The sequence below is a fragment of the Campylobacter showae genome (genome assembly GCF_900573985.1).
Taxonomy (GTDB): Bacteria; Campylobacterota; Campylobacteria; order Campylobacterales; family Campylobacteraceae; genus Campylobacter_A; species Campylobacter_A showae_E.
Genome location: NZ_UWOK01000001.1, coordinates 1,938,890 through 1,965,028, shown reverse-complemented (window position 1 = coordinate 1,965,028; position 26,139 = coordinate 1,938,890). Strand labels below are relative to the sequence as shown.

23 protein-coding genes, 1 tRNA gene and 2 pseudogenes are annotated in these 26,139 nt (G+C 47.1%); 16 read left to right on the top strand and 10 right to left on the bottom strand.

What is annotated here, in order from left to right; all coding sequences use genetic code 11:
* Window positions 1–72 precede the first annotated feature (72 nt).
* Together EE116_RS09875 and EE116_RS09870 are read right to left on the bottom strand one after the other, a co-directional pair.
* Window positions 73–156, bottom strand: a tRNA-Leu gene (locus EE116_RS09875).
* A 44-nt stretch (window positions 157–200) separates the two neighbouring features.
* On the bottom strand, window positions 201–500 hold the full coding sequence (locus EE116_RS09870; RefSeq protein ID WP_122874270.1) for a F0F1 ATP synthase subunit C: 300 nt from the start codon (window positions 498–500) through the stop codon (window positions 201–203).
* A 270-nt stretch (window positions 501–770) separates the two neighbouring features.
* Here EE116_RS09870 and EE116_RS09865 point away from each other — a divergent pair, with 270 nt between their 5' ends.
* Genes EE116_RS09865 through EE116_RS09845 form a run of 5 tightly spaced genes read left to right on the top strand, consistent with a single transcriptional unit; the run spans window position 771 to window position 6,837 of the window.
* Window positions 771–2,108 carry a sodium-dependent transporter gene (locus tag EE116_RS09865; protein WP_122874269.1) on the top strand — a complete coding sequence of 446 codons (1,338 nt, stop codon included), beginning with the start codon at window positions 771–773 and terminating at the stop codon, window positions 2,106–2,108.
* A gap of 2 nt (window positions 2,109–2,110) precedes the next feature.
* Window positions 2,111–3,451 carry a sodium-dependent transporter gene (locus EE116_RS09860; RefSeq protein ID WP_122874268.1) on the top strand — a complete coding sequence of 447 codons (1,341 nt, stop codon included), beginning with the start codon at window positions 2,111–2,113 and terminating at the stop codon, window positions 3,449–3,451.
* Window positions 3,452–4,033, top strand: coding sequence for a TRAP transporter small permease subunit (locus tag EE116_RS09855; RefSeq protein WP_122874267.1), 582 nt, complete (start codon window positions 3,452–3,454; stop codon window positions 4,031–4,033).
* Window positions 4,030–5,355: a TRAP transporter large permease gene (locus EE116_RS09850; RefSeq protein WP_122874266.1), complete on the top strand. Its 1,326-nt coding sequence runs from the start codon at window positions 4,030–4,032 to the stop codon at window positions 5,353–5,355. Before EE116_RS09855 ends, EE116_RS09850 begins: the two co-directional genes overlap by 4 nt.
* 51 nt (window positions 5,356–5,406) lie before the next feature.
* The gene (locus EE116_RS09845; RefSeq protein WP_122874265.1) at window positions 5,407–6,837 is read left to right on the top strand and encodes a DUF4139 domain-containing protein; all 1,431 of its coding nucleotides are present in this window, start codon (window positions 5,407–5,409) and stop codon (window positions 6,835–6,837) included.
* Here EE116_RS09845 and EE116_RS13085 read toward each other — a convergent pair.
* Together EE116_RS13085 and EE116_RS09835 are read right to left on the bottom strand one after the other, a co-directional pair.
* Window positions 6,827–6,952 (bottom strand): hypothetical protein, encoded by a 126-nt coding sequence (locus tag EE116_RS13085; RefSeq protein ID WP_277418952.1) that lies wholly within the window; start codon window positions 6,950–6,952, stop codon window positions 6,827–6,829. The two genes, EE116_RS09845 and EE116_RS13085, sit on opposite strands and share 11 nt — an antisense overlap.
* 566 nt (window positions 6,953–7,518) lie before the next feature.
* Complete coding sequence (locus EE116_RS09835) at window positions 7,519–8,520, bottom strand: hypothetical protein (RefSeq protein ID WP_122874263.1); 1,002 nt, start codon at window positions 8,518–8,520, stop codon at window positions 7,519–7,521.
* Window positions 8,521–8,628: 108 nt separating this feature from the next.
* On the opposite strand from EE116_RS09835, the gene EE116_RS09830 reads away from it, so the two are divergent.
* Genes EE116_RS09830 through EE116_RS09820 form a run of 3 tightly spaced genes read left to right on the top strand, consistent with a single transcriptional unit; the run spans window position 8,629 to window position 13,466 of the window.
* Window positions 8,629–10,449 (top strand): biotin/lipoyl-containing protein, encoded by a 1,821-nt coding sequence (locus EE116_RS09830; protein ID WP_122874262.1) that lies wholly within the window; start codon window positions 8,629–8,631, stop codon window positions 10,447–10,449.
* 18 nt (window positions 10,450–10,467) lie between these two features.
* Entirely contained in the window at window positions 10,468–12,045 is a 1,578-nt protein-coding gene (gene pckA / locus EE116_RS09825) for a phosphoenolpyruvate carboxykinase (ATP) (protein ID WP_122874261.1), read from the top strand.
* A 17-nt stretch (window positions 12,046–12,062) separates the two neighbouring features.
* Window positions 12,063–13,466: a CAP domain-containing protein gene (locus tag EE116_RS09820; RefSeq protein WP_122874260.1), complete on the top strand. Its 1,404-nt coding sequence runs from the start codon at window positions 12,063–12,065 to the stop codon at window positions 13,464–13,466.
* Window positions 13,467–13,778: 312 nt separating this feature from the next.
* Here the strand turns inward: EE116_RS09820 and EE116_RS09815 are convergent, their stop codons facing one another.
* The 4 genes from EE116_RS09815 to EE116_RS09800 all read right to left on the bottom strand — a co-directional run bounded on the left by EE116_RS09815 (window position 13,779) and on the right by EE116_RS09800 (window position 15,833).
* Window positions 13,779–14,333: a hypothetical protein gene (locus tag EE116_RS09815; RefSeq protein WP_122874259.1), complete on the bottom strand. Its 555-nt coding sequence runs from the start codon at window positions 14,331–14,333 to the stop codon at window positions 13,779–13,781.
* A gap of 141 nt (window positions 14,334–14,474) precedes the next feature.
* On the bottom strand, window positions 14,475–15,053 hold the full coding sequence (locus tag EE116_RS09810) for an NAD(P)H-dependent oxidoreductase (RefSeq protein WP_122874258.1): 579 nt from the start codon (window positions 15,051–15,053) through the stop codon (window positions 14,475–14,477).
* A 137-nt stretch (window positions 15,054–15,190) separates the two neighbouring features.
* A complete protein-coding gene (locus tag EE116_RS13080; RefSeq protein ID WP_277418951.1) occupies window positions 15,191–15,313 on the bottom strand; it encodes a hypothetical protein in 123 nt (40 codons plus the stop codon).
* Between the two features lie 88 nt (window positions 15,314–15,401).
* Window positions 15,402–15,833: a cupin domain-containing protein gene (locus tag EE116_RS09800; protein ID WP_122874257.1), complete on the bottom strand. Its 432-nt coding sequence runs from the start codon at window positions 15,831–15,833 to the stop codon at window positions 15,402–15,404.
* 108 nt (window positions 15,834–15,941) lie between these two features.
* Between EE116_RS09800 and argH the strand changes: the two genes are divergently transcribed.
* Together argH and EE116_RS13260 are read left to right on the top strand one after the other, a co-directional pair.
* Entirely contained in the window at window positions 15,942–17,339 is a 1,398-nt protein-coding gene (argH, locus tag EE116_RS09795; protein WP_122874256.1) for an argininosuccinate lyase, read from the top strand.
* A 460-nt stretch (window positions 17,340–17,799) separates the two neighbouring features.
* Window positions 17,800–18,495: pseudogene (locus EE116_RS13260) on the top strand (methyl-accepting chemotaxis protein); the annotation flags it as partial.
* A gap of 326 nt (window positions 18,496–18,821) precedes the next feature.
* Here the strand turns inward: EE116_RS13260 and EE116_RS09785 are convergent.
* Entirely contained in the window at window positions 18,822–19,028 is a 207-nt protein-coding gene (locus EE116_RS09785; RefSeq protein ID WP_122874254.1) for a transcriptional regulator, read from the bottom strand.
* Window positions 19,029–19,188: 160 nt separating this feature from the next.
* On the opposite strand from EE116_RS09785, the gene EE116_RS09780 reads away from it, so the two are divergent.
* Complete coding sequence (locus EE116_RS09780) at window positions 19,189–19,920, top strand: YaaW family protein (RefSeq protein WP_122874253.1); 732 nt, start codon at window positions 19,189–19,191, stop codon at window positions 19,918–19,920.
* Window positions 19,914–20,117: a hypothetical protein gene (locus EE116_RS09775; protein WP_122874252.1), complete on the top strand. Its 204-nt coding sequence runs from the start codon at window positions 19,914–19,916 to the stop codon at window positions 20,115–20,117. Before EE116_RS09780 ends, EE116_RS09775 begins: the two co-directional genes overlap by 7 nt.
* A 90-nt stretch (window positions 20,118–20,207) precedes the next feature.
* Here the strand turns inward: EE116_RS09775 and EE116_RS09770 are convergent, their stop codons facing one another.
* A complete protein-coding gene (locus tag EE116_RS09770) occupies window positions 20,208–20,561 on the bottom strand; it encodes a histidine triad nucleotide-binding protein (protein ID WP_009493554.1) in 354 nt (117 codons plus the stop codon).
* Window positions 20,562–20,684: 123 nt separating this feature from the next.
* On the opposite strand from EE116_RS09770, the gene pheS reads away from it, so the two are divergent.
* The 4 genes and pseudogenes from pheS to EE116_RS09750 all read left to right on the top strand — a co-directional run bounded on the left by pheS (window position 20,685) and on the right by EE116_RS09750 (window position 26,097).
* Window positions 20,685–21,677: a phenylalanine--tRNA ligase subunit alpha gene (gene pheS / locus EE116_RS09765; protein WP_122874251.1), complete on the top strand. Its 993-nt coding sequence runs from the start codon at window positions 20,685–20,687 to the stop codon at window positions 21,675–21,677.
* Window positions 21,674–24,006: pseudogene (gene pheT / locus EE116_RS09760) on the top strand (phenylalanine--tRNA ligase subunit beta). The gene pheS and the pseudogene pheT overlap by 4 nt, the downstream one beginning before the upstream one ends.
* The gene (gene aroA / locus EE116_RS09755; protein WP_122874250.1) at window positions 24,003–25,277 is read left to right on the top strand and encodes a 3-phosphoshikimate 1-carboxyvinyltransferase; all 1,275 of its coding nucleotides are present in this window, start codon (window positions 24,003–24,005) and stop codon (window positions 25,275–25,277) included. The pseudogene pheT and the gene aroA overlap by 4 nt, the downstream one beginning before the upstream one ends.
* The gene (locus tag EE116_RS09750; RefSeq protein WP_002948360.1) at window positions 25,267–26,097 is read left to right on the top strand and encodes a 4-hydroxy-3-methylbut-2-enyl diphosphate reductase; all 831 of its coding nucleotides are present in this window, start codon (window positions 25,267–25,269) and stop codon (window positions 26,095–26,097) included. Before aroA ends, EE116_RS09750 begins: the two co-directional genes overlap by 11 nt.
* The last annotated feature ends 42 nt before the right edge of the window (window positions 26,098–26,139 follow it).

Sequence of the window (26,139 nt, the reverse complement as noted above, 5' to 3'; positions counted from 1 at the left end):
CGGATTACTTTGCTTTGACGCCTATTTTGCAAAAGCCGGATATTGGGATGTTTTTGGGAGAATTTGTCTAAATGGTGCGACCTGCGAGATTTGAACTCGCACACCCTTCGGCACTACCACCTCAAAGTAGCGTGTCTACCGTTCCACCAAGGTCGCACGTGGATTAAAACAACAAAAGAGCGGGACGAACCCGCCCGATATTAAAACATTGGGTTTGCGTAAAGAACGATTAGCGCGATAACTAGCGCGTAGATAACTTGCGCTTCGATCATCGCAAGAGCAACGAACATCGTCGTAGTTAGCTTGCTGCCCACGCCCGGGTTTCTAGCCGTGCCTGAAATTGTCGCAGAAGCAGTATTTCCCATACCGATAGCGCCGCCAAGAGCCGCTAGGCCTAGACCGACTGCTGCCGCAAGAACAGAGTAAGATCTTAACATCTCGCCGTCGCCCGCAAACGCGAAGCTAGCAAGAGCCATCATTAAGAAAACAACTTTTTTCATAAAGTCTCCTTGTAAATTTAAGCTATTTCGGATCAGACCCCTACTTTGAAGCTTTGAGAGCGCATTTTATAAAAATTTAGCTTTGAGTTACTTAAAACCGAGAAAATTTTCATAAATTTTCTATTCGTCAAATTTGTCGCCGCTAGTGCTACAAATTTACAAAAAATTTCAGCGATGTTTCGTTTTTCTACGAATTTATTTAAAAATTAGAATTTTAAAAGCTTTTTTATGCTAGCCTCGCTTCTGAAATTTTAAATACTAAGGTTAAATTTGGCGCAGGATAAATTTTCAAAAATCGGCTTTATCTTAGCCGTCGCGGGCTCTGCGGTGGGGCTTGGAAATGCGTGGAAATTCCCGTATTTAGTCGGCCAAAACGGCGGTTCGGCCTTCGTGCTTTTGTATCTTTTTATGACGTTTTTTATCGGACTTGCGATATTTTTCGGCGAGATAGCTATCGGTAAGCTTTCCGAATCCGACCCCGTAAATGCCTTTAAAAAGCTTGCTCCAAGGCGCAAAGAAACGTGGAAATTTGCAGGTTTTACGATGATAGGCGCGATCATCATCGCCTCTTTTTACACGGTCATCATCGGATGGATACTAAAATACGCAGTAATGGTAATAACCGAGCTGCCAAAAGACGTCGAAGCTTCGGAGAAAATTTTCGGAAATTTCTACGCCAACGACGCCGCATCTCAAATTTTTTACTTCACGATCGTGTTTTTTCTTTGTATTTTTATCGTTTCAAAGGGCATAAAAAGCGGCATCGAGCGCGTAAACATCTGGATGATGCCATCGCTTCTTATTTTACTTATCATCATGCTTAGCTACTCTTTTACGATGGACGGCTTCGTGCAGTCGGCTAAATTTTTGCTGGTTCCCGATTTTTCAAAACTAGGCGTGAGTAGCATTTTAACCGCGCTTGGACTCGCGTTTTTTACGCTTTCTCTTGGCGTTGGCGTTATCATCGTTTACTCTGCGTCGCTGCCCGATAATACGAATCTCGTTAGCTCCTCGATCATCATCGTCGTGATAAACGTCGTGATGGGCATTTTGATGGGGCTTGTTATCTTTACCTTCGTGTTTGAGTTTGGCGCGACGCCTAGTCAGGGCGTGGGACTCGTGTTTATCTCGCTGCCTACGCTGTTTGCGAAGCTGGGTACGCTCGGACACGTGCTGGCGTTCGCGTTTTTCTCGGCTCTGCTTTTTGCTGGCATTACCTCGGCCATCTCGATGCTAGAGCCGTTTACGCACTATCTTATCCGCGAATTTGGTTTTTCTCGTAAAAAAGCCCTCGCGCTAATCGGCGCTTTCATCTACTGCATGGGCATTTTGTGCATACTTTCAAGCATAGATGGCATAAAAGAAAATTTGGTATTTTTCGGCAAGAGCTTTTTTGACTGCCTTGATTTTCTTAGCTCAAATATCATCATGCCAATAGGCGGCATCGCGGTGTCGATTTTCGTCGGCTTTGTGATCAAAAAAGACGCACTTTATATACTTTTTGGGCCGTATATGAGCAGGGCGGTTTTTGAAATTTGGTATTTTATGATTAGATTCGTAGCTCCCATCAGTATCGTCATCATCACGATAAATGCGCTAAGGGGCTAAGCGTGGCAAGCGATAAATTTTCTAAAATCGGATTTATATTATCCATCGTGGGTGCCGCGATCGGACTTGGCAATGCGTGGAAATTTCCATATATGGTCGGCGCAAACGGCGGCTCGGCTTTCGTGCTTTTGTACCTAGTTTTTGCCGTTGCGGTCGGGCTTAGCATATTTTTTGCCGAGATGGCGATGGGTAAAATTTCAAACGTCGATCCCGTTAACGCCTTTCGCTCGCTAGCTCCTAAAAACGGCAAATTTTGGGGGTATGCGGGCATCATAATGATAACGGGCGTTTTGGTCGCGTCGTTTTATACGGTTATCATTGGCTGGGTTATTAGGTATTCGGTCTTGTCGCTGGGCGAGCTTCCGCAAAGTATCGCGGTTTCGGGCGAAAATTTCGGCAAATTTATAAGCTCTGACATCTCGAGTCAAATTTTATACTTTAGCATCGCGTTCGCGGCCTATTTTTTCATCCTTTCAAAGGGCATAAAAGGCGGCATCGAGCGCATAAATTTATGGCTTTTGCCGACGCTTTTTTTACTGCTTATTTTTATGCTGATTTACTCGATGCAAATGGGCGGATTTTCGCAGGCGGCGGAGTTTTTGCTGGTGCCTGATTTTTCTAAGATCACGAGCGAGGCGGTGTTTGTAGCTCTTGGCCTAGCGTTTTTTACGATGTGCGTCGGTATCGGCGCGATCGCGACGTATTCGGTAAGTCTAGATGACAAGACCAATCTTTTCACCTCTTCGCTCTACGTCGTCGCGCTAAACATCATCGTTAGCGTCGTCATCGGGCTCATCGTTTTTACCTTTGTTTTTGAGTACGGTGAGCAGCCTAGCCAGGGCGTGGGGCTTGCGTTTATATCGTTGCCTACGCTGTTTGCTAAGCTAGGAGCGATGGGAAACGTCTTAAGCTTTACGTTTTTTACAGCGCTTATTTTTGCGGGGCTTACGTCGGCTATCTCGATGGTCGAGCCGCTCGTTTTTTATCTCATAAACGAGTTTAAGATCCCTCGCCTGGGCGCTATCGCGATCGTTGGCGTTTGCGTTTATTGCCTGGGCACGCTTTGCGCGCTTTCAAATATTACCGAATTTAAAGACGCTCTAACGTTTTTCGGCAAGGGATTTTTTGATGTTTTAGACTATCTTAGCTCAAATATCATGCTTCCGCTTGGCGGTATCGTGATAGCGGTATTTGTCGGCTACGCGATGAAAAGAGGTAGCCTAGAGGAGCTATTTTTACCGTATATGGGTAGGGCGGTTTTTGAAATTTGGTATTTTTTACTGCGATTCGTTGCGCCGATTTGCATTTTGGCGATAATGATAAGACAAATTTTGGGGAGTTAAATGGAACGAAATTTAAAAAAAGTAGAGAGGTTTTTCGATAAATTCGGCAACATCGTGGGCTACGTCTGTATCTTTGTGATGTTTTTGATGATCGCGGACGTTTTTTTTAACGTCACGGCGAGATATTTTTTCAAATACGGCAACGTCGGCCTCCAAGAGCTCGAGTGGCACTTTTTTAGCGTCATCATCTTGCTTGGCATGAGCTACGCGCTAAAAGACGATACGCACGTGCGCGTGGATATATTTTACGAAAAGATGAGCGTAAAGAAAAGGGCGCTCATAAATATGGCGGGCGTCATCCTTTTTATCCTGCCGCTTGCGCTTTTAGTCGCGTGGCTGAGCTGGGACTATGTCATAGAGGCGTACGAGAGCGGCGAGGGTAGCGCGGATCCTGGCGGTTTGCCGTATCGCTGGGTTATCAAGGCTTTTATACCGTTTAGCTTTTGGCTGCTTATATTTTTTAGCGTCGGCTACTTTATAAAGTGGCTAAACGTCTATCTGGACGCTCGCTCAAATTTAAGCGAGGCGGGCAAATTTGACGCAAATTTAAGCAAAACCGCGCAACAAGGAGAGGGAAAATGACCGGCATAGTAATGTTTTTAGCCGCGCTTTTTATGCTTGCTATCGGCTTTAGCGTCGCATTTACATTTGGCGCGATAGCCGTCATTTTCGGACTCATCGGTGGTATGGTCGAGAGCTTTGGCGACGGTAACGGCTTTATGGGCGGGCTTGAGATATTCAAAGAGACCTTTAACTTTATGCCTTACCGCATCTACTCGATAATGGAAAATAAAATCCTCATCGCCGTGCCGCTTTTCGTTTTTATGGGTATTATTTTACAAAAGACCAAGCTAGCCGAGAGATTGCTCGAGTCTATGGCGTTTTTATTCGGCGAGATTCGCGGAGGCGTGGCGATCAGCACCGTGCTAGTGGGCGCGCTGCTTGCCGCATCTACGGGCGTAGTCGGAGCCAGCGTCGTAGCTATGGGCGTTATGAGCTTGCCAGTGATGCTAAAGTACAACTACAACAAAGCTTTAGGCTGCGGCACTATCTGCGCTTCGGGCACGCTTGGACAGATCATCCCGCCTTCGATCGTTTTGATTATCCTAGGCGACGTCTTTACGGTGCCAGTCGGCGATCTTTTCCGCGAGGCGATATATCCCGGTCTTGCGCTTGTTGGCGCATATATAGCCTATATCCTCATCGTCTCTTACGTCAAAAAGGACTACGCGCCTCCTGTCATCGTAGAAAGCGACGTGCCTAAGTCAAAGCAAATTTTAAACGCTATACTTGCGATTTTGCCGCCGTTGGTGCTCGTCGTGCTGGTGCTTGGTTCGATATTTGAAGGCATCGCTACGCCGACGGAGAGCTCGGCGTTTGGCTGCGTGGGCGCGATCGTGCTTTCGCTTTTTTACAGGACTTTTTCGTTTAAAATGCTAAAAGAAGCGCTCGAAGAGAGCGTCAAAACTACGGCCGTCGTCTTTACTATCCTTATCGGCGCGACAGCATTTTCGATGGTGTTTAGCTACACCGGCGGCGACGAGATCGTTGAGGAAGTGATGTCTAGTTTGCCGGGAGAAAAATGGGGCTTTATTATCTTAGCGATGATTACGATTTTTGCGCTAGGATTTTTTATAGATTTCGTCGAGATTTCTTACATCGTGCTGCCGATCTTAGCGCCGATAGCCGTAAATTTAGGCATAAATCCGCTATATTTCGCTATCGTTATCGCGATGAATTTACAGACTTCGTTCCTCACGCCGCCATTTGGTTTTAGCCTCTTTTATCTAAAAGGCGTGGCGCCGGCAGAGGTCAAGACCTCCGACATCTACCGCGGCGTGGTGCCCTTTATCGCGATACAAATTTTAGTTCTGATCATCTTTACGATTATCTTGCTAGGCTAAAATTTATCTTTGTAAGGCTATAATCTCTTAAATTCACTCAAAGGAGAGAAAATGAGAGAGATAGCCTTAGTTTCGGCGTTTGCCCTGATCGCGAGCGCCGAAAGCAACCTGATAGAAATCTACAAGAACGCCTCATTTATCCATCAAAACTTTAGCAACCAAAAAAGCGAATTTAGCCTCAATTTGCCCGATTTCGTCGAGCTTGAGGATATCGACGTGGCCGCGTCGTGCGAGCTCGTGAGTCTAAATTTAAACGAAGCAAAGCCCGCAGAAAACGAGGCCTACGCTAAATTTAAGCAAAACGAAAAAGAGCTTGGGGAGCTAAACGATAAACTAAACGCGCTAAACTCCAAAAACGCTTTTTTAAATAACTTCCCGGCATTTAAAGAGCAAAGCGTCGCAAATTTGGACGCCGACGGTGATAAATTTTACGAAGCCGTGCTAAAAAATCTAGCTCAAATTTCGCAAACCAAAAAGCAAATCGATGAGCTGAAAAAGAAAATGGGTGCGACCGAGGTTAAAAATTTTCAAAAGCTTGATTTGAAATTCGAATGCGACCCAAAACAGGTCAAGATCTCCTATCCCGTGGGCGTTAGCGTAAATTTAAAAAATAAAATCCATGCCGACGTCGCCAAAGGCAAGGTCGAAATCTCGCAAAATTTGACCGTGACAAATCCTTTGGGCATCGATCTAAACTCCCTTACGATCGCGCTTTATCCGTTTTACTACTCGTCAAATTTGACGCCAGCGCCGTTTTATCCGCGCTATGAGGGCAAGCCAAAACCGCGAAATATGATGCCGCTAGCAGCCGCGCCGATGATGGAGGCGAGCGCAGATATGGCCGTGGCTAGGGCGCCTGCGAAGAAAAGTAGTGTCAAAGACATGCAGTCGATCAACGAGCAAAACGCGCTCGCAAACGCATGGCGCATCGAGGGCGTGAGCCTAAAAGCGGACGAAACGGCGGACTTTGCCTACGACAAGCAGAGCCTGGATGCTAAATTTGACCTCGTGATCGACGGCTACGGCAGCGCGGGCGCGTTCGTTAGAGCCGCGTTTAAGCCCGAGCGAAGCATAGAGGGCGCGCAAAGCGAGTTTAAGATTGACGGTATAAATATCGGCAAAAGGTACGTAGGCTACGCCGCCGGCGAGGAGGCGAAGGAGTTTTTCGGCAAAAACGAGCTTGTTAGCGTGAAAAAAGAAGCCAACGGCGAATATACGAAAGAGTCGTTTTTCGGCTCAAAAAACAAGATCTCGCGCGGGTATAAGTATAGCGTAAAAAACGGCTCGAAACTCGCGTGGGACGTGGTTTTAGAGGAGCAAGCGCCAGTCAGTACGCATGAGAGCGTAAGCGTAAGTGTGAAAAACGATCCGAAAGAAAACGAGATAGGCAAAGACGGCAAGGTAACGTGGAAATTTGCGCTTAAGCCAAATGAGAGCAAGGAAGTAAATTTCTCATATGAGTTAACTAAGCCTAGCGAGTAAATTTCTTGTCGCGGCTCGTCTCTTGCGCGCCTTTAAATGAGCTAGAAATTTCCTTCCTCGATGAACTATGTGTTCTATCTTCGGTCGGAAATTTCGTCGCAACATTTAAATTCATCGCAAGATACTTCGCCTTATCGCTTTACGCTCAAATTTGAAGTCAAATTTTACTCGCCGAGACCCGCACCGCGAAAATGTAAATTTAAATTTGCGGCGCGTAAGCGTCAAATTCAAACCTACACGCAGTGCAGCAACTTATAACGTGCAGTGGGGTTGGAGAGGGCATGGGAGAGGGTCTGCTTTGCAGTTGCGAGTGCGTAGCATGACGCAAAGGAAGGCGACGCTCTACTTTGCTTCGCTCGTAGCTGCAAGCAGACCGTAAGTAGAAACCCCTTCCTCCCCCAAAGAAAAGAAAATAGATAAATTGCTAAGGAGCTCTTTTGCTTCGGCTTTACCTCGCAACTGCAAAGCAGAGCGCAATTTAAGCCCCCACCCCCTTTATATAAAGTAAAAAACAACCTCAAAATGGTTGTTTTTTTACTCAAGGAAACCAAGCTCGCAATGCCAAATTTTAACTAAACCAAATTTAGTACCTTAAAGGTGCTGGTCTTGGCGAGTAAAATTTGCTAAGTTTATATCGGTCAAATTTGCCGAATTTATACGTAAAATTTAACCCGCAAAAAGCTAAAAACCAAACTCGGCATAAAATTCGTTCAGGTAGTCCGAGTAATAGGTATTGCCGTTTCTAGCGTCAAATTCGCCCGCTAGCCGTAAAGCCGTTTTATAGTCGTTCTCGTCGCCAAACGCGCTAACTGCGATGAAAAATCGCAGGTCGTTTAGATCGTCGTTGCCATCTAAGATCGCCGCGGAGTGCTTGCGCGCCAAATTTAGCGCCGCCTCGCGCTCATCCAGCCTAACGGCGATCTCGATTAGCGGGGCGATCTCGTTTATGACGCGAGGATTTGACTCGATCGTCGCCGCGGCCTTTGGCAAAAGGGCTTTTACCTCTTCTATCTTGCCCGTTTTTATCATGCTAAAAAGTATCGGCGCGTAGGTCGTGTGAGGCACTTCGGCACAGGTTAGCTCGCCTGAGAGTACCGGCGCGGCAAGCTCAAGCGCGGCCTCATGCTCGCCGGCAAAATTTAAATACGCGATCTCATCGCTTGCTTCGCACGCCTCGCAATCACCCATATCGTCCTTGGCGAGCTTTTTCCACAGCTCATAGTTTGCCTTCGCCTCCCTAGCGTCGCCCATATCGATGTTTTGATTCATCAAGGCCTTGTAGTAGGCTGCCAGCGAGAGCTCCATGCGCTCGTAGTAAAACGCCATCGCTTCGTTTACCTTGTCTATGAGCTCTTTTTCTATCATGGAGCTTTTGGCGATGCCCGAGACGATCCATTTAAATTTCCACAGGCAGTCCGTAAAGTCGTTAAAATTCGGGTATTCGCTTTCTTTTAAATTTTGCGCGATGTAGCCCGTGAGCCACATTAGCGCTCTGGTTCTTAAAAATGCGCCGAATTTTTCAAATTCCTCGTTTAGCACAAAGTCGCAAATTTGCGCGGCAAACGCCAAATCCTGCGCCTCTACGGCGTCTCTTATCTCGTCAAGTAGATACTCCTCTTTATCCATCAGCCTATCAAATTCTTTTAGCTTTTTATAAAGCTCTTCTAGCGTGCGCTCTTGCATTTGCTCCCCTTGCTAAACATTTTTGTGATAATGCTTTGATTTATTATATCCACTTAATCTAAAACTAGGTAAAATTAGCACGATTTTGAAATTTTATAAGGCGGCAAAATGGCGAAAAAATTTATAGACGTTATGGATACTACCTTTAGAGACGGCTTTCAGTCGGTTTTCGGCGCGCGCGTGGCGATGGCTGATTTTTTGCCCGCGGTTAGCGCGGCTAAAGAGGCCGGTATAACGCACTTTGAGTTCGGCGGCGGGGCACGGTTTCAGAGCCTTTATTTTTATCTAAACGAAGACGCGTTTGCGATGATGGATAAATTTCGCGAAACCGTCGGGCCCGAGGCAAACCTGCAAACTCTAAGCCGCGGCGTAAATACCGTGACGCTAGACACAGGCAGCCGCGAGCTAGTTGATCTACATGCGAAGCTCTTTAAAAAGCACGGCACGACCACGATACGAAACTTCGATGCGCTAAATGACGTAGAAAATTTAAAATTTTCAGGCGAGCGTATCGCTCATCACGGGCTAAAGCACGAAGCGGTTGTCACGATGATGGATCTGCCAGCAGGCTGTTCGGGCGCGCACGATGTGGCGTTTTACGAGCGGATTTTGCGCGAAATTTTAGACGCTGGCATCCCGTATCACAGCGTTTGTTTCAAAGACGCCAGCGGCACCTCTAGCCCGCAAAAAGTATATGAGACCATCAAAATGGCTCGCAAACTCCTCCCGCAAAACACTCACATCAGACTCCATACTCACGAAACCGCAGGCGTTAGCGTCGCGTGCTATATGGCCGCTTTAGAAGCGGGCGCAGACGGCATCGATCTAGCCGCAAGCCCGGTTAGCGGCGGCACTAGCCAGCCAGATATCCTAACGATGCTACATGCCGTTAAGGGCAAAAACTACGATCTGGGCGGACTTGACGTGGAGAAAATTCTAAAATACGAAAGCGTGCTAAATGAGTGCTTGAAAGATTATTTCCTGCCGCCTGAGGCCGTGCAGGTTAGCCCGCTCATCCCGTTTAGCCCGATGCCCGGCGGCGCGCTAACGGCAAATACCCAGATGATGCGCGATAATAATATCTTGGATAAATTCCCAGAAGTTATCCTTGCTATGCGCGAAGTCGTGCAAAAGGGCGGCTACGGCACGAGCGTGACGCCTGTGAGTCAGTTTTATTTCCAGCAGGCGTTTAATAACGTGATGTTCGGTCCATGGAAAAAGATCGCCGAAGGCTACGGTAAAATGGTGCTTGGCTACTTCGGCAAGACGCCCGTAGAGCCCGATAAGAGCGTAGTTAAGCTAGCTAGCGAGCAGCTAGGCTTAAAACCGACCAAAGAGCACGCCATGGATATCGCGGACAAAGACGAGAGCAAGTCGCTTAAATTTACGCGCGAGCTGCTTAAAAAAGAGGGTATCGAGCCTAGCGAGGAAAATATCTTTATCGCTGCGGCGTGCAAGGAAAAAGGCATCGCGTTTTTAAAAGGCGAAGGCAAGGTAAATATCCGCAAAAAATCGACAAATGCGTGCGAAACGAGCGCGCCGACCCCTCGCGCAAAAACCCCGATAAACGAAAAATACAGCGTCACCGTAAACGGCAAGAAATTTGACGTCGAGGTCTCGGACGCTGAGGGCAAAGCCGAGATAAAAAGCGTAAAACCCGCAAGCGTAGCGCATATGCCGCCTCCGGAGCTCTCTCCGGCTAAAACGACCGGCGGCAGCGGCGAGCCGGTAAAAAGCACACTTCCGGGAAACGTGTTTAAAATCCTAGTCGCAGTGGGCGATAGCGTGAAAAAGGGACAAAGGATGTTCGTGCTAGAGGCCATGAAGATGGAAATAGACGTAAACGCTCCAAAAGACGGACTCGTGACGTCTATAGAGGTACAGCAAGGGCAAACCGTAGCAAACGGTCAAATTTTAGCGAAAATTTAATCCAAAAAAGGAAGAAAAATGGTAAACGAAATAGAAAAATTAGGTCTTAAGGGCATCAAAAAAATCAACCACAATTTAAGCTACGATGAGCTTTTCGAGCTTGAAAAGGCGATGGGTGAGGGACGCGTGTCAAGCAACGGCACCTTTATGGTCGATACAGGCATCTTTACGGGTCGCAGCCCAAAGGATAAGTACTTCGTAAAACAAGATCCGAGCCAAAAATACATCGCTTGGGGCAAGGTAAATCAGCCCATCTCAAAAGAGCTTTTTGACAAGCTTTTAGCCAAAGCAAAAGCTCAGCTAAGCGGCAAGGAAATCTTTATCCAAGACGCATTTTGCGGCGCGAGCGAAAAGAGCAAAAAATCGGTTCGTTTCGTGACCGAAGTCGCTTGGCAAGCGCATTTTGTAAAAAATATGTTCATCCGTCCAAACGAGGCCGAGCTAGCTAAATTTAGCCCGGATTTCGTCGTTTATAACGCGTGCAAATGCAAAAACGAAGAGTGCAAAGAGCAGGGGCTAAACTCCGATGTTTTCGTTATCTTTAATGTCGAGGAAAACGTCGCGGTCATCGGCGGTACGTGGTACGGCGGCGAGATGAAAAAGGGAATTTTTTCCATGATGAACTACTGGTTACCGCTTGAGGGCAAGCTGAGCATGCACTGCTCGGCAAACGTGGGCAAAGAGGGCGACACGGCGCTATTTTTCGGTCTAAGCGGTACGGGCAAAACGACGCTATCGACCGATCCAAACCGCAAGCTAATCGGCGATGATGAGCACGGCTGGGACGATGAAGGGATATTTAACTTCGAGGGCGGCTGCTACGCGAAGTGCATAAATTTAGACCCGAGCAGCGAGCCTGAAATTTACGCCGCTATCAAACGCGACGCGCTGCTTGAAAACGTGGTCGCGGATGAGGCGGGCGTAGTAGACTACAAAGATGGCAGCAAGACCGAAAACACCCGCGTTAGCTACCCGATCTATCATATCGACAACTACGAGCCAAGCTCTGCTGGCGGCCATCCGAAAAACATCATATTCCTAACCGCCGACGCGTTCGGCGTTTTGCCTCCGGTCGCAAAACTAACCAAAGAGCAGGCGATGTATTATTTCCTAAGCGGCTACACGGCGAAAGTCGCGGGCACCGAGCGCGGTATCACAGAGCCTGTAGCGACCTTTAGCGCGTGCTTTGGTGAGCCGTTTATGCCGCTACACCCAACCGTTTACGCTAAGCTGCTAGGCGAAAAGATCGATAAGCATAATGTCAGCGTCTATCTCGTAAACACGGGCTGGAGCGGCGGCGCGTACGGCGTGGGCAAGCGAATGAGCATCAAGGCTACGCGCGCGTGCATAAACGCGATCCTTGACGGTAGCATCAAAAAGTGCGAATTTGAAAATTTTGAAAAATTTAACCTAGCGATCCCAAAAGAGCTAGCAGGCGTCGAAACGAAGCTGCTAAATCCGATCAACACATGGGAAAACAAGAGCGAATACGTCGCGACTCGCGATAAACTAGCGGGTATGTTTGAGGCAAACTTCAAACGCTACGAGGACGTAAAAGAGGGCGTGGAGTACGCAAAAGCGGGACCTAAGGCTTAAATTTAAAGGGCGCGGGATTGAAATTTTACTCTGTGAAACGCGGGCTTAAATTTAGCCTTTTAGCCTGCGCCTTTTTTCTTGCTGGTTGCGATATCTTGGGCGGGCAGGGTAAAGACTCCGCGCTAAAGTCCGCCAAGCAGCCCGAGTTTTCTTTTGTTCCCGATTCAGACGCGGTCGCGTATCTAAACGAATATCGCCGAGGCTCCGGACTCTCCGGTCTAAAACCAAATCAAATTTTAAGCCAGGCTGCAAAAAATCACGCCGAATACAGCGCCCAAAACGAATACATGGGGCACGACGAGACGGCCGGACGGGCCAAATTTAGCGGCGCGACCCCAGCTGATAGAGCCCTAGCGGTGGGCTACAAATCAACTCTAGTGCTTGAAAATATCGCCTATAAAAGCGACTTTAAAGAGGCGGTGGATGGGCTGTTTGCCGCGATCTATCACCGATTTGCATTTTTAAATTTGAGCGTCAATGAGGTCGGCTACGCGCTTGCGTCTAAGGACAAATTTAACGCCTTCGTATTTGAGATGGGCAACTCTAGGCTCAGTGCCTTTTGCGCTAGGGGTGCGAGCGATACGGGCGCGGGGCGGTTTTATACCAACGTCTGCGCCGATAAAAATCTAAAAATCAAAGACGCCAAATTTGACAACTTCACGGGCGCGATGAAGCCTTTCGTCAAATTTCCCGACGCTACTGCCGTGACGCCCTATTTTAGCGGCGAGATCCCGGACCCATTCCCTGAGTGCAAGATCACGGCAAATCCCGTTAGTATCGAGTTTAACGCGAACGCTGGCGAGGTAAAATTTAAAGATTTTGAGATATTTAAAGACGGGCGAAAGATCCAAAATTTGCACATCATCACGAGCGCCAACGATATAAACTCCAAATTTTCGTCCAAGCAGTTTGCAGCCTTTTCGCGAGATGTTTTTGACTTTGGCGCGCAGTACGAGGCGGTTTTTAGCTACGAGCAAGCAGGCGCGCGAAATCAAAGCGCGCAAAACGCGGGCGCGCAGGTAAAGCAAATAAAATGGAGCTTTAAAACCAAAACGCCGCAAAATTCGTATTTTGACGCGCGCGACGGCGACGTGCTGGGCGTGGATGCGGATAAGACCTACGAGATATTTTTCCGCCCCAAAGACTGCAACGACCTCATGACGCGCTACTCTTATAAGGCTTCGGGCTTTATGACGCCTACGGTCGCGCAAAGCGGCACAAACACGCTAAGCGTGAAGCTAAAAGGCATGGCGGGCGATACGCTAAGCATCGTAGCGGGCGGCATGGACGTCAAGGTGCAGCTCAAAACCAGCTCGCCCGAAGCCGTGCGCGATAGAAGGGCGTTTTACATGAAGGCTGGGGCGATGATCGCCGGCGTGATCGTAGTTTTTGCGCTGATTGGCAGAAAGATGAGGCGGTAAATTTACGCCGCTTTTTTTGGATCGTGCCTTCAAAATTGAGCTTTTTGAGGCGAATTTGCTTTGTAAATTTAGCGACACAAGAGGCAAAATAAATTTACCTGCAAATTTGACGACTGCTCTCCCGCAGACGTTGCTTTTATTAAATTTGATAATGCTTGAGGCGCGATAGTTTAGCTTTTTGCTAAATTTTGTCGTCTGTTGCTTGCTTAAAGCTGTTGATTAATTTGATAACTATGCATGGTTGTGCCGGTAAGCGTTATGCGTCATTAAATTTGACGACTCATTTGCCTGCAAGGTCGTAAAGCGTATATTTTAAATTTCGCCCCCGTTTATCTCATCCGCAAGCTTTGAAATTTTATCCTGCACCGCCTCAGGAGCGTAGATATCCATCCACTCTATCCCGTTTGATGCGCTAAAAAGCACTGCGATCCGCCCCTCGCTCATCGCGCGCTTGGCAAGCTTGGTCGCCGCTGGGCTGTTGCCCATATTGGGCGTTTCGTCTATACTTATCTCGGCGCAGCGGCGTAAAATAGGCGCCAAATCAAACTCGCCCTCAAGCAAAATAATAACTGAGCCGCGCCTAAAACTGCAAGCGTTCCAAAAAATCTCGGCGCCGTTTACGCATTCGCGCGAGAGATCGAGGCGAAATTTACCCCGCTCGCCCACGAGAAAACTAAAGTCGCTCAAATTTAACGGGTGCTCCACACTACCGAAAGCCCCCGCGATACTATCTTTGCGCCCGTTATAGACATAGGCGGCGAGCGCGTTTTGCAGTAGCGGCGCGATGATCTGCTCGTGCGTGCTCGTGCGATCGTCATCTCTGGCGCGCCCTGCGATCTTTACAAAAAATGGCTTGAAATACTCCATGAACGCTCCTTAAGCTTAAATTCCATCTAAAACGCGCTAAACGCCTCGCCGTACTTTCGAGTAAAAAGGCTTGCCAGCTTTGTTCATTAGCCAAACCGCATTAAAAAGATCGCTTAGCAGCCTCTCGCTCTTTAGCGGCTTTTAGCCGAAAACCCTTTTTAAATGCGCTTCGTAATCTCTCGTAAAACGCTCTACGTCGGGATTTTTAATGACGTCGTTGCACATAAAAGTAGGCAGCCTTTTCGTGCCTAAAAACTCGTTGGCTTTATGGAAATGCAAATAAACGCCGTCCACGCCTACGCCCTCGAAAAAATCCCCCGGCTTGTCAAACGCCTGAAGCGGCGCATTCCACGTGACGCTTAGCATATGTGATTTGCCCTTTATCAGGCCGCCGGTGCCGTATCCGTCGTTTGGACTCGCGCTGTGCCGTCCGTCGTTTGCCACTATCTTGCCCATGCCGCTCATAAACACCTCGTCGATATATTTTTTAACGACCCAAGGCTCGCCCATCCACCACGCGGGCATCTGCCAGATCACGGCATCCATCCATAGAAATTTCTCTACCTCGCCCTCTAGGTCGTAGCCCTCATGTATCGTAGTTTCGCGCGTTTCGTGCCCTAGGGCTTCCAGCGTATTTTTGGCTAGCTCGTGCAAGGTTTTGCTTAGCTTGCCGCCATTGCCGTTAAACGGCGCTCCGCCGTTGATAAGTAGTATTTTCATCTTTTATCCTTTTGATTAAATTTATTCGTTAGCGGCTTACCGCATCTAAATTTAAATTCTGCCTTGCGCCTTATATGCGAACGCAAGCGTAAATTTTACAAAGCGCTTATTGCTAAATTTTACTTTCGCGCCGCAGTTTAGCGTCCTAAAATTTCAAATTTATCGCCGTGCACCGCGATCGCTTCAGCGTTATTTATCGGCGTCAAATTTAGCTTGCTGCCGTAAATTTTTAAAATTTCGCCGCTATGTGCTTTTGTCAAATTTACACGCAGCAAAAATCAACAAATACCTAAAATGCTACAAATTTTCATTTCCCACGCGATAAGCCCCACTCTTGCTAGCTTAAATTTACCCCAGCGCCACGTAATCAGCGGGCAACGGCGTGATAACGCTGATAAAGATAAAATCCTCCTTGCCGGTGTTTTTCATGCCGTGGCACTCGCCCTTAGCCGAGATCACCACATCGCCCTTTTTGACCGAGACTTGCCTGTATTTAGCGGGTCGCTCACTCTTAAAATTTACCTGCTCGCCGTTATCCAAAAGTCCGCCCGCCGTCTTTTCGGCCTCGCTCGTACCCTCTTTGCTAAGATAAAACACGCCCTCGCCTTGCAAGCACACCCACACGTCGTCGCTTTTAGTGTGTGCGTGCACCGCGACTTCTTGGCCGGCTCGCACGACCCAGACCGCGCAGCTAGTGGCGTCCGTCTCGCAAAATATCGTTTTTCTCGCCTTTTCTCCGCTCTTTGCGACCTCGCTTACGTGATAAATTCGCTTTTTCATTTTTGCTCCTTTTTCGTTCATTTTAGCCGCGCAGAGTGAATACGGCGTGAAATTTAAGTGGATTTGAGCTAAAATCAAAGCCAAAATTTAGCGCAAAAAGGAAAAACGATGCAAGAAAATCCAAAAAAAATGTGGTCGGGTAGGTTTAGCGGTGAGAGTAGCGAGCTTTTGGAGGAGTTTAACGCCTCGATCGGCTTTGATAGGGCGCTTTGGCAGGAGGACATCGCGGGCAGCAAGGCGCACGCAAGAATGCTCGGCGCCTGCGGGATTTTAAAGCCTGAGGAGAGCGAAAAGATCGTCGCGGGGCTTGACGCCGTGTTTGAGGAGATAAAAAGCGGTAAATTTGAGTTTAAAACCGCCGACGAGGACATTCATATGGCGGTCGAAAAGCGCCTAAGCGAGCTCATCGGAAGCGATCTTGGCGGCAGGCTACACACCGCGCGCAGCAGAAACGATCAGGTCGCGCTTGATTTTCGCCTCTACGTGCTTAAAAGCGGTGTCGAGATCTCCGAAAAAATCCGCGAGCTAGTCGCTGCGCTACGAGATATCGCTAGCAAGCACGCGGACACGCTGATGCCAGGCTACACGCACCTTCAGCACGCCCAGCCCGTGAGCCTTGCCTATCATCTGCTAGCTTACGCGTTTATGTTTCGCCGCGACTACGAGCGCTTTACTAGCTCGCGCGAGCGAAATAACCTCTCTCCGCTGGGCTCCGCCGCGCTTGCCGGCACGCCGCATCCGATAAATCGCGAGCTAGTCGCGCGAGAGCTTGGGTTTGCGGGAGTAACGCCAAATGCGATGGATAGCGTCAGCGACCGCGATTTCGCGCTGGAGATTTTGTTTAACGTAAGCGTGCTGATGACGCATGCGTCACGCCTGTGCGAGGAGCTCATCTTGTGGAGCTCGCAGGAGTTTGGATTCATCACGATCAGCGACGCGTACAGCACGGGCAGCTCGATCATGCCGCAGAAGAAAAACCCCGACGTCGCCGAACTCATCCGCGGCAAAACGGGGCGCGTAAACGGCAATCTCGTCGCGCTGCTAACGGTAATGAAGGGCTTGCCGCTAGCATACAACAAGGATATGCAAGAGGACAAGGAGGGCGTTTTTGACAGCGTTTCCACCGCTCTTGCGAGCCTTGGAATTTTAAAACAGATGCTAAAAACGGCTAAATTTAACGAGCAAAATATGCTAGCGATGACGCGCCGCGGGCACCTCACGGCGACCGATCTGGCGGACTATCTCGTGCGGGAGAAAAACGTGCCCTTTCGCCAGGCGCACTTCATCACGGGCAAGGCCGTGGCGTATGCGGAAAATTTGGGCCTAGATTTGAGCGAGCTAGATGCGCAGCAGCTTGCAAGCGTGGATGAGAGTCTGGACGCGGATGCGGTTAAATTTCTTGATCTAAACGCTTCTAAGGAGGCGCGCAAGTCGCAAGGAGGCACGGCGAACGAGAGCGTGGCGGCGCAGATTGAAATTTTAAACGAGTGGCTGAAAAATAAATAAATTTTAAAATTTATCGCTTAAAGATGAAATTTTTAATATAATTATAGAAAAGTTTAAGGAGGAAAGGATGTTTGGAAACGGCTATAAAAAAGAGCTTGAGAGCAAAAACGCGGCTCTATCGCAGGAAAACGAAAGTCTAAAAGCGCAGATAAAACAACTGCAAAGCGAGCTGGAAGCGGCAAAATCAAGTGCTGCGAGCGAGCATAACGCGCCAAAACCGCAAGCCGAAGCGGTCAAGCTGCTAATAGCCAGCTATGCCGACGGTATGAATTTCTTGCAAGGCACGATGGAAGAAAATTTAGAAATACTGGAAAACATAAACGAGCTAAATAACCTAACGTTTACTAAGACAGGCGAACTGCGCGAGCAGACGAGCTTTATCGTTAGTTCTATGCAAAACGTCCAGCAAATGAGCGGCGACTTGCAAAACGACGCCTCATCGCTAAATAACAGCGTGATGTCGATCGTGGAGATTATAAATCTCATCAAAGATATTTCCGATCAGACGAATTTGCTAGCTCTAAACGCGGCTATCGAAGCGGCTCGCGCGGGCGAACACGGACGCGGATTTGCCGTGGTGGCCGATGAGGTGCGAAAGCTTGCCGAACGCACGCAAAAAGCCACTCTCGAAGTCGAGGTAAATATAAACGGACTTAAACAAAGCTCAAATACGATGATAGGAATGAGCGAAAATTTCTCTAAAATTTCGGGCGACGTGATGCGCGTTTTGAGCGATTTTCAAGGCACTATCGCAAGCGTGAACGAAAATACGCAAAACATCCTAAATCAAGCCCTAAACGTTACTAATGAAGTAAACGTCAGCAACGGTAAAATCGACCATATAAATATGAAACTAAACGGCTATAGAGCCGTTTTAAACGGCGAATTTGACGGCATTCCTAGCGTTGGTAGCTGCCGTTTCGGTAGGTGGTTTAGCGAAAAGGTCAAAAACGTTATCGTAAAAGACGCAAAAACCATCCAAGACATCTCGCACGATCACGAAAACGTCCATAGCGGACTTGATAAGGCGATCAAAATTTTCGCAGATAGTAGCAAGGATAACGCCGCCGGAGTGGAAATCCTAAAAGACGTGGAAAACTCGAGCAAAGTAGGCTTTGAAACGCTTTTAGACGCGGTTAGAGAGGCTAGGAAATAATGAAATTTAACCGTCCTGGCAAAAGGTCGGCGGCGGTTAAATTTTAAAAAGATAAAATTTGCGCGTTCGCCGATGGCTTTTGGTTCTCGGCGCGCTTAGCATAAAAACTCGTCGAGCCGCTGTTATCGCTATCCGTGCGGCTTGCTGAGAGAATTTAAAATTTCAGTTTAAATTATAAATGCAAATTTAATATATGTTTCGCGGTGTGGTCAAATTTAGCAAATTTGATTTGTGTCTAAAATTTAGCGTCAAATTTGCAGTTTATCCTATTTTTTATCGGCGCCGGATTTTTGGCGAATTTATCGCGCAAAATGCGGCTCCAATCCTTACTTCAATCTAAAATTTTGATTTTCTTCTGCGATTTTTTGAAGCTCGTCTAGGTTTTTTTCGGCTTGTTTTAAGAGCTCGTCGAATTTAAACCCTAGCATAACGATGCGGTAGAGCTCGGGCTTGCTTTTCTTCCAGTTATAAAGCGTTTTTGTATCTATATTTAAAATCCCCGCTATGTCTCTTTTTGATAGATTATTTCCCATTTTTAGCCTTTTTATCGGGAATTTTTAGTAAAATAGGCTGACTTATCAACTAAAGAATAATTACCTTATATTTATGTTTTATAAGGATTTATTCCTTAAATTTAATATCTCTTAAGGCTCGTTTCGGTAGCATTCTTAAAATTTTAAATGAGGGGTAAAAATGGCGTACAAATTTGATGAGGATTTGGAGTTCTTGCGTGAGCTAAAAAGTAGCGATTTAAATGAGCTTGTTGATATTCTTAAAGGTAAAGATGGGGATGGAAGAATGACTGAAGAGCTGAGCGCTAAAGATGATTTTAAAAAATTTTATCCAGACCATCAAAGGTATATAGAGTTGATTTGTGAGGAGTTGCAACTTTTTGGCGGTAATACGTTTGCAAATATGTTTAGAGGGCATGGTCTTTTATATAAAGAAATTTTATGCGACGTTTGCGATAAGTTAAAGGTTAATTATAATAAATCCCAAAATACTCAGATGATAGAACAGGGGTTATTTATGAAAATTTTATCGGACAGTCTAGATAAAATGAGCGAGGAGGATTTGAAAAATATTTCAAGCGACCTTGGACTAAAAACTACTAACTTTACGTCTCAAGCCGTTATGGGCGCTTTGCAAGTAGCAATTAAAGGAGGCGGATTTATGTCGTATAAAATAGCTCTCATCGTGGCAAATACTATCGCAAATATTATTTTGGGCAGAGGGCTTAGTTTGGCGGCGAATGCGACGTTTACAAGAACTATTAGCATATTTGCTGGACCTATAGGCTGGCTTATTACGGGTGTTTGGACTGCGGCAGATATAGCCGGTCCTGCATATAGAGTAACGATACCTGCGGTTATCCAAGTGGCTTTTTTGAGGCAAGTTTATTTGAATAAGGGTGAAGAATGTTAATGGAAATCGTTTCGTTAATAAGTGGGGGTAAAAAAATTTGGGATTGGATCGAAGAGCAAGAAAGACTTGAAAGGCGTAGAAAACGCAATGCCGCAATAATCAGATGCCTAATCTACTCCGCTATTATCGGCGTTTTGTATTATTACGGCTTTATGGATAGCTTTTTTGAATGGATTTATAATTGGTGGAATGATTAAATTTAAACCAAAAACAGGCGAACCGACCTAAATTAAAGGTCGGCTCGCTAAGTCAAATTTACGCTCAAATTTCGAGCGTAAATTTAAAATTTAAAACGTGCTTTGCGGATCGGTCGCGGTATCTACCCAGCCAAGCTTTGCCCCCGCTAGTAGGTGAAAGTGCAGGTGCATGACTTCTTGACCACCGTTTTCGCCGCAGTTTGTAACTAGGCGGTATCCGCTCTTATCTACGCCCATTAGCACCGCGACCTCTTGGATAAATTTCGTCATCTCGCCCATCAGCGCCCCGTCCATCTCCTGGAAATTTTCAAAGTGCTTTTTTGGGATGATCAAAATATGAATCGGAGCCTTTGGATTTATGTCGTTAAAAGCTAGAAATTTGTCGTTTTCTAGTACTTTGTTGCAAGGTATCTCGCCTGCTACGATTTTTTCGAATATCGTCATGATTTTCTCCTGGTTAAAATTTGGCTTAATTATAACAAGTAAAAGTTAAAATTTCCCGCCTTTTAGGCAGATTTTATCAAATTTTGACTACAATCTATCCTAAAATTCAGTAAAGGTAAAAACTTGCAAGAGTATAGAGAAAGTATCGCAAAATGCGGAAATTTGGCGGATTTAGACAAGATTCGCGTCGCGCTACTAGGCAAAAAAGGCGCGATCACGTCGGAATTTGCTAAGCTTAAGGATATGGACGAAGCGGCCAAGAAGGAATTTGCGGCAAATTTAAACAAGCTAAGAGACGAATTTGAGACGCTTTTAGCGGCCAAAAAAACCGAGCTTGAAAGTGGCGAGATAAAAGCCAAAATGAAGGCTGAAGCGATTGACATAACGCTATTTAGCGAGCCTTCGGGCGCGGGCGCGCTACACCCCGTGATGGCTACGATGGATAAGATCATCGAGTACTTTATGATGCAAAATTTCTCGCTCGAGACGGGACCGCTGATAGAAGATGATTTTCACAACTTCGAGGCGCTAAATTTACCTAAATATCACCCCGCGCGCGATATGCAAGATACGTTTTATTTTAAGGATTTTAGGCTGCTCCGCACTCACACTAGCCCAGTGCAGGTGCGCACGATGATGAACAAAAAGCCGCCGATTCGCATGATAGCGCCGGGAACGGTATTTCGCCGCGACATGGATCTAACGCACACGCCGATGTTTCATCAGGTGGAAGGCCTCGTAGTCGAGGAGGGCGGCGCGGTGAGCTTTGCAAATTTAAAATCAATGCTTGAAAATTTCTTAAAATACATGTTCGGCGACGTTAAAGTACGCTTTCGCCCTAGCTTTTTCCCGTTTACCGAGCCCAGCGCGGAGGTCGATATCAGCTGTATTTTCTGTCACGGCGACGGATGCCGCGTATGCAAGCAAACGGGCTGGCTCGAGGTGCTAGGATGCGGCGTGGTCGATCCAAACGTCTTTAAAGCAGTCGGCTACAAAAACGTGAGCGGATACGCATTTGGACTCGGAGTCGAGAGATTTGCGATGCTGCTTCATCAAATTCCTGATTTACGCTCGCTTTTCGAGGGAGATTTAAGATTATTGGAGCAGTTTAAATGATAATTTCAAGAAATTGGCTAAACGAATGGCTAGATATCTCAAACGTAACGAGCGAAACTCTGCTAAAGACGTTAAATTCGATCGGGCTTGAGGTCGATAGCTTTAAAGAGATCAGGGTACCTAAAAATATCGTCGTAGGCTATGTAAAAAGCAAGATAAAACACGAAAACGCCGAGAAACTAAGCGTTTGTCAAGTGGACGTGGGCGGCGAGACGCTACAAATCGTCTGCGGCGCAAAAAACGTCGAAGCCGGACAGTTCGTGCCGGTGGCGCTACCAGGCGCCGTTATGCCAAGCGGCCTAGAGATAAAGAGGGCAAAACTGCGCGGCGTCGAGTCAAACGGTATGATCTGCTCATCCGTCGAACTAGGCCTCGTAAAAACAAACGACGGCATAATGCCGCTAGATGAAAGTATCGGCGAACTAAAACTGGGTAAAGAAATTTGCGAATATCCGCTACTAAACGACGATATCATCGAGATCGAGCTAACGCCAAACCGCGGCGACTGCCTGAGCGTCTACGGCGTAGCGAAGGATCTGTCGGCCGCGCTTGATCTGCCGCTAAAAGACGCCGCCAGATACGAAGAGGGCGAAAATTTGCTCGGTATCGGGCGCATCTTGGCTATTCACGCCGAGGAAAATTTACAAAGCAGCTTTCAGTACCGCGCTTTTGAGATAAAAGAGTATTTTGACGAAAATTTGCTGATGAAGATCCGTTTGGCGCTGATCGAATGCGATAAACAAAACCGCATCGAGCGCCTGCTAGACTATGCTACGCACTCTACGGGCGTGCTGTTTAGCGCGTATGACTATGCCAAGCTTAAAAAGGACGACGAGCGCGTTGTTTTTGATCTGCAAAAGGGCGCAAATTTGGCGACTGAAATTTTAGCCGGCGGCGAGCTTTTGGGCGTTGGCGGCGTGTATCAGACGGATGCGGCCAGACTTGACGAAAATAGCAAACTAATCATAATAGAGGCTAGCTACACAGACCCGGAAGTCATCGCGACAACCGTCTACGAGGATAAGCAAATGCCGCGCCAAGCGCAGGCTTACCGCTCGCTAAGAGGCAGCGAGCCAAACGTAGGTTTTGGAGCCGATTTTTTATTTAAACAGCTGGCCGCGCTAAAATCGGTCGCGCTTTATGCGGGCTCTCAGCAAAGCGTGATGACGCGCGAACCAAAGGTCGTGAGCTTTACGATGAGCGAAATGCAAAAAATGATCGGTCAAGAAGTCGCTCAAAACGACGTCGTGAGGATACTTAAAAAGCTTGGATTTAGCCTAACTTTTAACGCCGAAAAAGAGGGTGCGAACGTGAAAGTGCCGTTATTTCGCCACGATATCGTAAATGCGCAGGACGTGTGCGAGGAGATCGTGCGAATGGTCGGTATCGATAATATCGCCTCAAAGCCGCTAAATTTCAGCGAAGCAAACCGCATAAACGATACTTTTACCGACTACAAAAACGCGCTAAATTTGCGTAAAAAAGCCGCTGCGGCAGGATTTTTCGAGAGCGTGCATTATGTATTTGACGACGCCGGCGAGCTAGCGGCGCTCGGTTTTGCGCCTTGTAAGGCCGAGATAGCCAACCCGATAAATAGCGAGCTTAACACGTTAAGGCCGACGCTTGCAAATCACTTGCTAAAATCGGCCGAGCGAAACGTAAAAAATCAGCGCAAATCGGTCAAAATTTTTGAATTCGGTAGCGTATTTAGCCAGAGCGGAGAACAAAGCGAGAGATTTGGCTTCGTAGCTAGCGGACTGACAAAAGAACCTAGCCTGCTAAACGGCGCAAAGCCTGCCGATATCGACTTTTTAGGCTTTGCGACGGCAGTTAGAAACGCGATCGGCGAATTTGAGCTAAAAGCGTGCGACGACGTAAAATATTTAAGCGAATTTGAACAAGCGAAAATCTATCAAAACGGCCTTTGCGTGGGCTATATCGGCCGCGTGGACGTGCGAGTCGAAGCCGCGCGCGACCTGCCGCGAACCTATCTTTGCGAGATAGAGTTTGAAAAGCTTAAATTTGACGGCGCGGTCGTCAAAGCCTACTCAAAATTCCCTGCTATCAGCAGAGACCTAAGCCTAATCGTGCCTAAAACTATGAAATTTGAAGCGATAAAAGAGTGCATAAACGCGCTAAAAATCGAGTTCCTAAAAGAATTTGCACCGGTTGATATATATTCAGACGATAAGCTCGGAGACGACGCGAGCTTAAGCGTCAAATTTAACTTCCAAGATATACAAAAACGCTTGAGGACGAGGAAGTGGCGGCGATAATGGATAAAATTTTGGACGCTTTAAAGCAAAATTTAAATATCGGACTAAGATGAAAGTTTACGCATTAAGAACGCCGATAAATGCGAGCCTGGAAAACATCGCGGCCGATAAATCCATCTCTCATAGATGCGCGATATTTTCGCTTTTAAGCGATAAGCCAAGCCGCGTGAAAAACTATCTAAAGGCCGAGGATACGCTAAATACGCTAGAAATCGTAAAAAATTTGGGCGCGCATATCGAGGAAAAAGAGGGCGAGCTAATCATAACTCCGAGCGCAAATTTAAAAGAGCCTAGCGTTGTTTTAGAGTGCGGAAACTCGGGCACGGCGATGAGGCTTTTTATGGGCTTTTTGGCTGCTAGCGAAGGTTTTTTCGTGCTAAGCGGAGACGAGTTTTTAAATCGTCGTCCGATGGCGCGCGTGGCTAAACCGCTGATCAGCGTCGGCGCTAAAATAGACGGTGCAAACGGCGGAGATCACGCGCCTTTGGCGATCCGCGGCAAGAAGCTGGAGTATTTTAAATTTGATAGCAAAATCGCCTCCGCGCAGGTAAAATCAGCGCTGATTTTGGCTGGGCTAAAGTCAAACGGCTGCGAGCTTAGCGAACCTGAGCTTAGTCGCGATCACACCGAGCGCATGCTAAAAGGTATGGGCGCAAGTTTGCAAATTTTACCCCGCGGCGTCAAGGTTGAGCCGATGAACGCGCCGCTAAAACCACTTGAAATTTGCGTTCCAAACGATCCTAGCTCGGCGTTTTTCTTTGCCGTAGCCGCAGCGATAATCCCAAATTCCCACATCGTGCTAAAAAATATGCTGTTAAATAAAACGCGCGTGGAGGCCTTTAAAATTTTAGCCAAAATGGGCGCGCAAGCAACGTTTAAAGAGACTTCTAGTACATACGAAAGTATCGGCGAGATCGAGATAAAGCACGCGCCGTTAAAGGCCGTGGACGTGAGTGAAAATATCTCATGGCTGATCGACGAGGTACCGGCTCTTGCTATAGCGTTTGCAAGTGCAGAGGGCACTAGTAGCGTGAGAAACGCAAAAGAGCTTCGCGTAAAAGAGAGCGACCGCATCGCGATCATGGTGCAAGGTCTGCGAAAATGCGGGCTTGAAGTCGAAGAATTTGAAGACGGCTTTAGCGTAAAAGGCGGCGAGGCAAACTGCGCTATCATAGACAGTAACGGCGATCACCGTATCGCGATGAGCTTTGCGGTGCTTGGACTAAAATGCGGAATGGTTATAGAAAAGAGCGAATTTATCGCGACTTCGTTTCCAAATTTTAGCGGGATTTTAAGGCAACTTGGAGCTAGCGTTGAAGATTGAGCTTGCTAGCAGTTACGGATTTTGTTTTGGCGTCAAGCGCGCTATAAAAATCGCCGAAAACGCTAAGGACGCCGTAACTATCGGACCCATCATTCACAATAACGACGAGATAAACCGCCTAAATAAAAATTTTAACGTCAAAACGCTTGAGGGGATAAGCGAAATCGACGGCGAAAAAAAGGCAATCATCCGCACGCACGGTATCACAAAGGGCGACCTAGCCGAGCTAAAAAAAAGCGATATAAAAGTGATCGACGCGACGTGTCCTTTTGTCACCAAACCTCAGCAAATTTGCGAGAAAATGAGCAAAGAGGGCTACGACATCGTGATATTCGGCGATGAAAAACATCCCGAGATAAAGGGCGTGAAATCATATGCCATCGGTAAGGTTTTCGTCGTGCTAGAAGAGAGCGAGCTAGAGGGCGTAAAACTAGCGCAAAAAGTAGCCGTCATCAGTCAAACTACTCGCAAAGTAGAAAAATTTATGCAAATCGTAAATTATTTGATGCTGCGCGTAAAAGAGGTACGTGTTTTTAACACGATTTGTAATGCTACTTTTGAAAACCAAGAAGCTGTTAAAAACTTAGCCGTTAGAGCCGACGTGATGGTTGTAGTCGGCGGCAAAAACAGCTCAAATACAAAGCAGCTTTATCTCATCTCAAAAACCGCCTGCGAGGATAGCTATCTCGTGGAAAACGAACTAGAACTAGAGCGCGCATGGTTTGAAGGGAAAAATCTCTGCGGAGTGAGTGCAGGAGCGTCTACACCTGATTGGATTATCCAAAAAGTGATTGATAGGCTGGAGAGCTTTCAAATTTAATAAATACTCATTACCTTTTTAAACAAAATTTCAAATTTAGCC

Excerpts from the sequence above, each read along its gene's own strand:
- EE116_RS09870 (WP_122874270.1), bottom strand. The coding sequence starts at position 500 with ATGAAAAAAGTTGTTTTCTTAATGATGGCTCTTGCTAGCTTCGCGTTT.
- EE116_RS09855 (WP_122874267.1), top strand. The coding sequence starts at position 3,452 with ATGGAACGAAATTTAAAAAAAGTAGAGAGGTTTTTCGATAAATTCGGC.
- EE116_RS09850 (WP_122874266.1), top strand. The coding sequence starts at position 4,030 with ATGACCGGCATAGTAATGTTTTTAGCCGCGCTTTTTATGCTTGCTATC.
- EE116_RS09845 (WP_122874265.1), top strand. The coding sequence starts at position 5,407 with ATGAGAGAGATAGCCTTAGTTTCGGCGTTTGCCCTGATCGCGAGCGCC.
- EE116_RS13085 (WP_277418952.1), bottom strand. The coding sequence starts at position 6,952 with ATGAATTTAAATGTTGCGACGAAATTTCCGACCGAAGATAGAACACAT.
- EE116_RS09835 (WP_122874263.1), bottom strand. The coding sequence starts at position 8,520 with ATGCAAGAGCGCACGCTAGAAGAGCTTTATAAAAAGCTAAAAGAATTT.
- EE116_RS09830 (WP_122874262.1), top strand. The coding sequence starts at position 8,629 with ATGGCGAAAAAATTTATAGACGTTATGGATACTACCTTTAGAGACGGC.
- pckA (WP_122874261.1), top strand. The coding sequence starts at position 10,468 with ATGGTAAACGAAATAGAAAAATTAGGTCTTAAGGGCATCAAAAAAATC.
- EE116_RS09815 (WP_122874259.1), bottom strand. The coding sequence starts at position 14,333 with ATGGAGTATTTCAAGCCATTTTTTGTAAAGATCGCAGGGCGCGCCAGA.
- EE116_RS09810 (WP_122874258.1), bottom strand. The coding sequence starts at position 15,053 with ATGAAAATACTACTTATCAACGGCGGAGCGCCGTTTAACGGCAATGGC.
- EE116_RS09800 (WP_122874257.1), bottom strand. The coding sequence starts at position 15,833 with ATGAAAAAGCGAATTTATCACGTAAGCGAGGTCGCAAAGAGCGGAGAA.
- argH (WP_122874256.1), top strand. The coding sequence starts at position 15,942 with ATGCAAGAAAATCCAAAAAAAATGTGGTCGGGTAGGTTTAGCGGTGAG.
- EE116_RS09785 (WP_122874254.1), bottom strand. The coding sequence starts at position 19,028 with ATGGGAAATAATCTATCAAAAAGAGACATAGCGGGGATTTTAAATATA.
- EE116_RS09780 (WP_122874253.1), top strand. The coding sequence starts at position 19,189 with ATGGCGTACAAATTTGATGAGGATTTGGAGTTCTTGCGTGAGCTAAAA.
- EE116_RS09775 (WP_122874252.1), top strand. The coding sequence starts at position 19,914 with ATGTTAATGGAAATCGTTTCGTTAATAAGTGGGGGTAAAAAAATTTGG.
- EE116_RS09770 (WP_009493554.1), bottom strand. The coding sequence starts at position 20,561 with ATGACGATATTCGAAAAAATCGTAGCAGGCGAGATACCTTGCAACAAA.
- aroA (WP_122874250.1), top strand. The coding sequence starts at position 24,003 with ATGAAAGTTTACGCATTAAGAACGCCGATAAATGCGAGCCTGGAAAAC.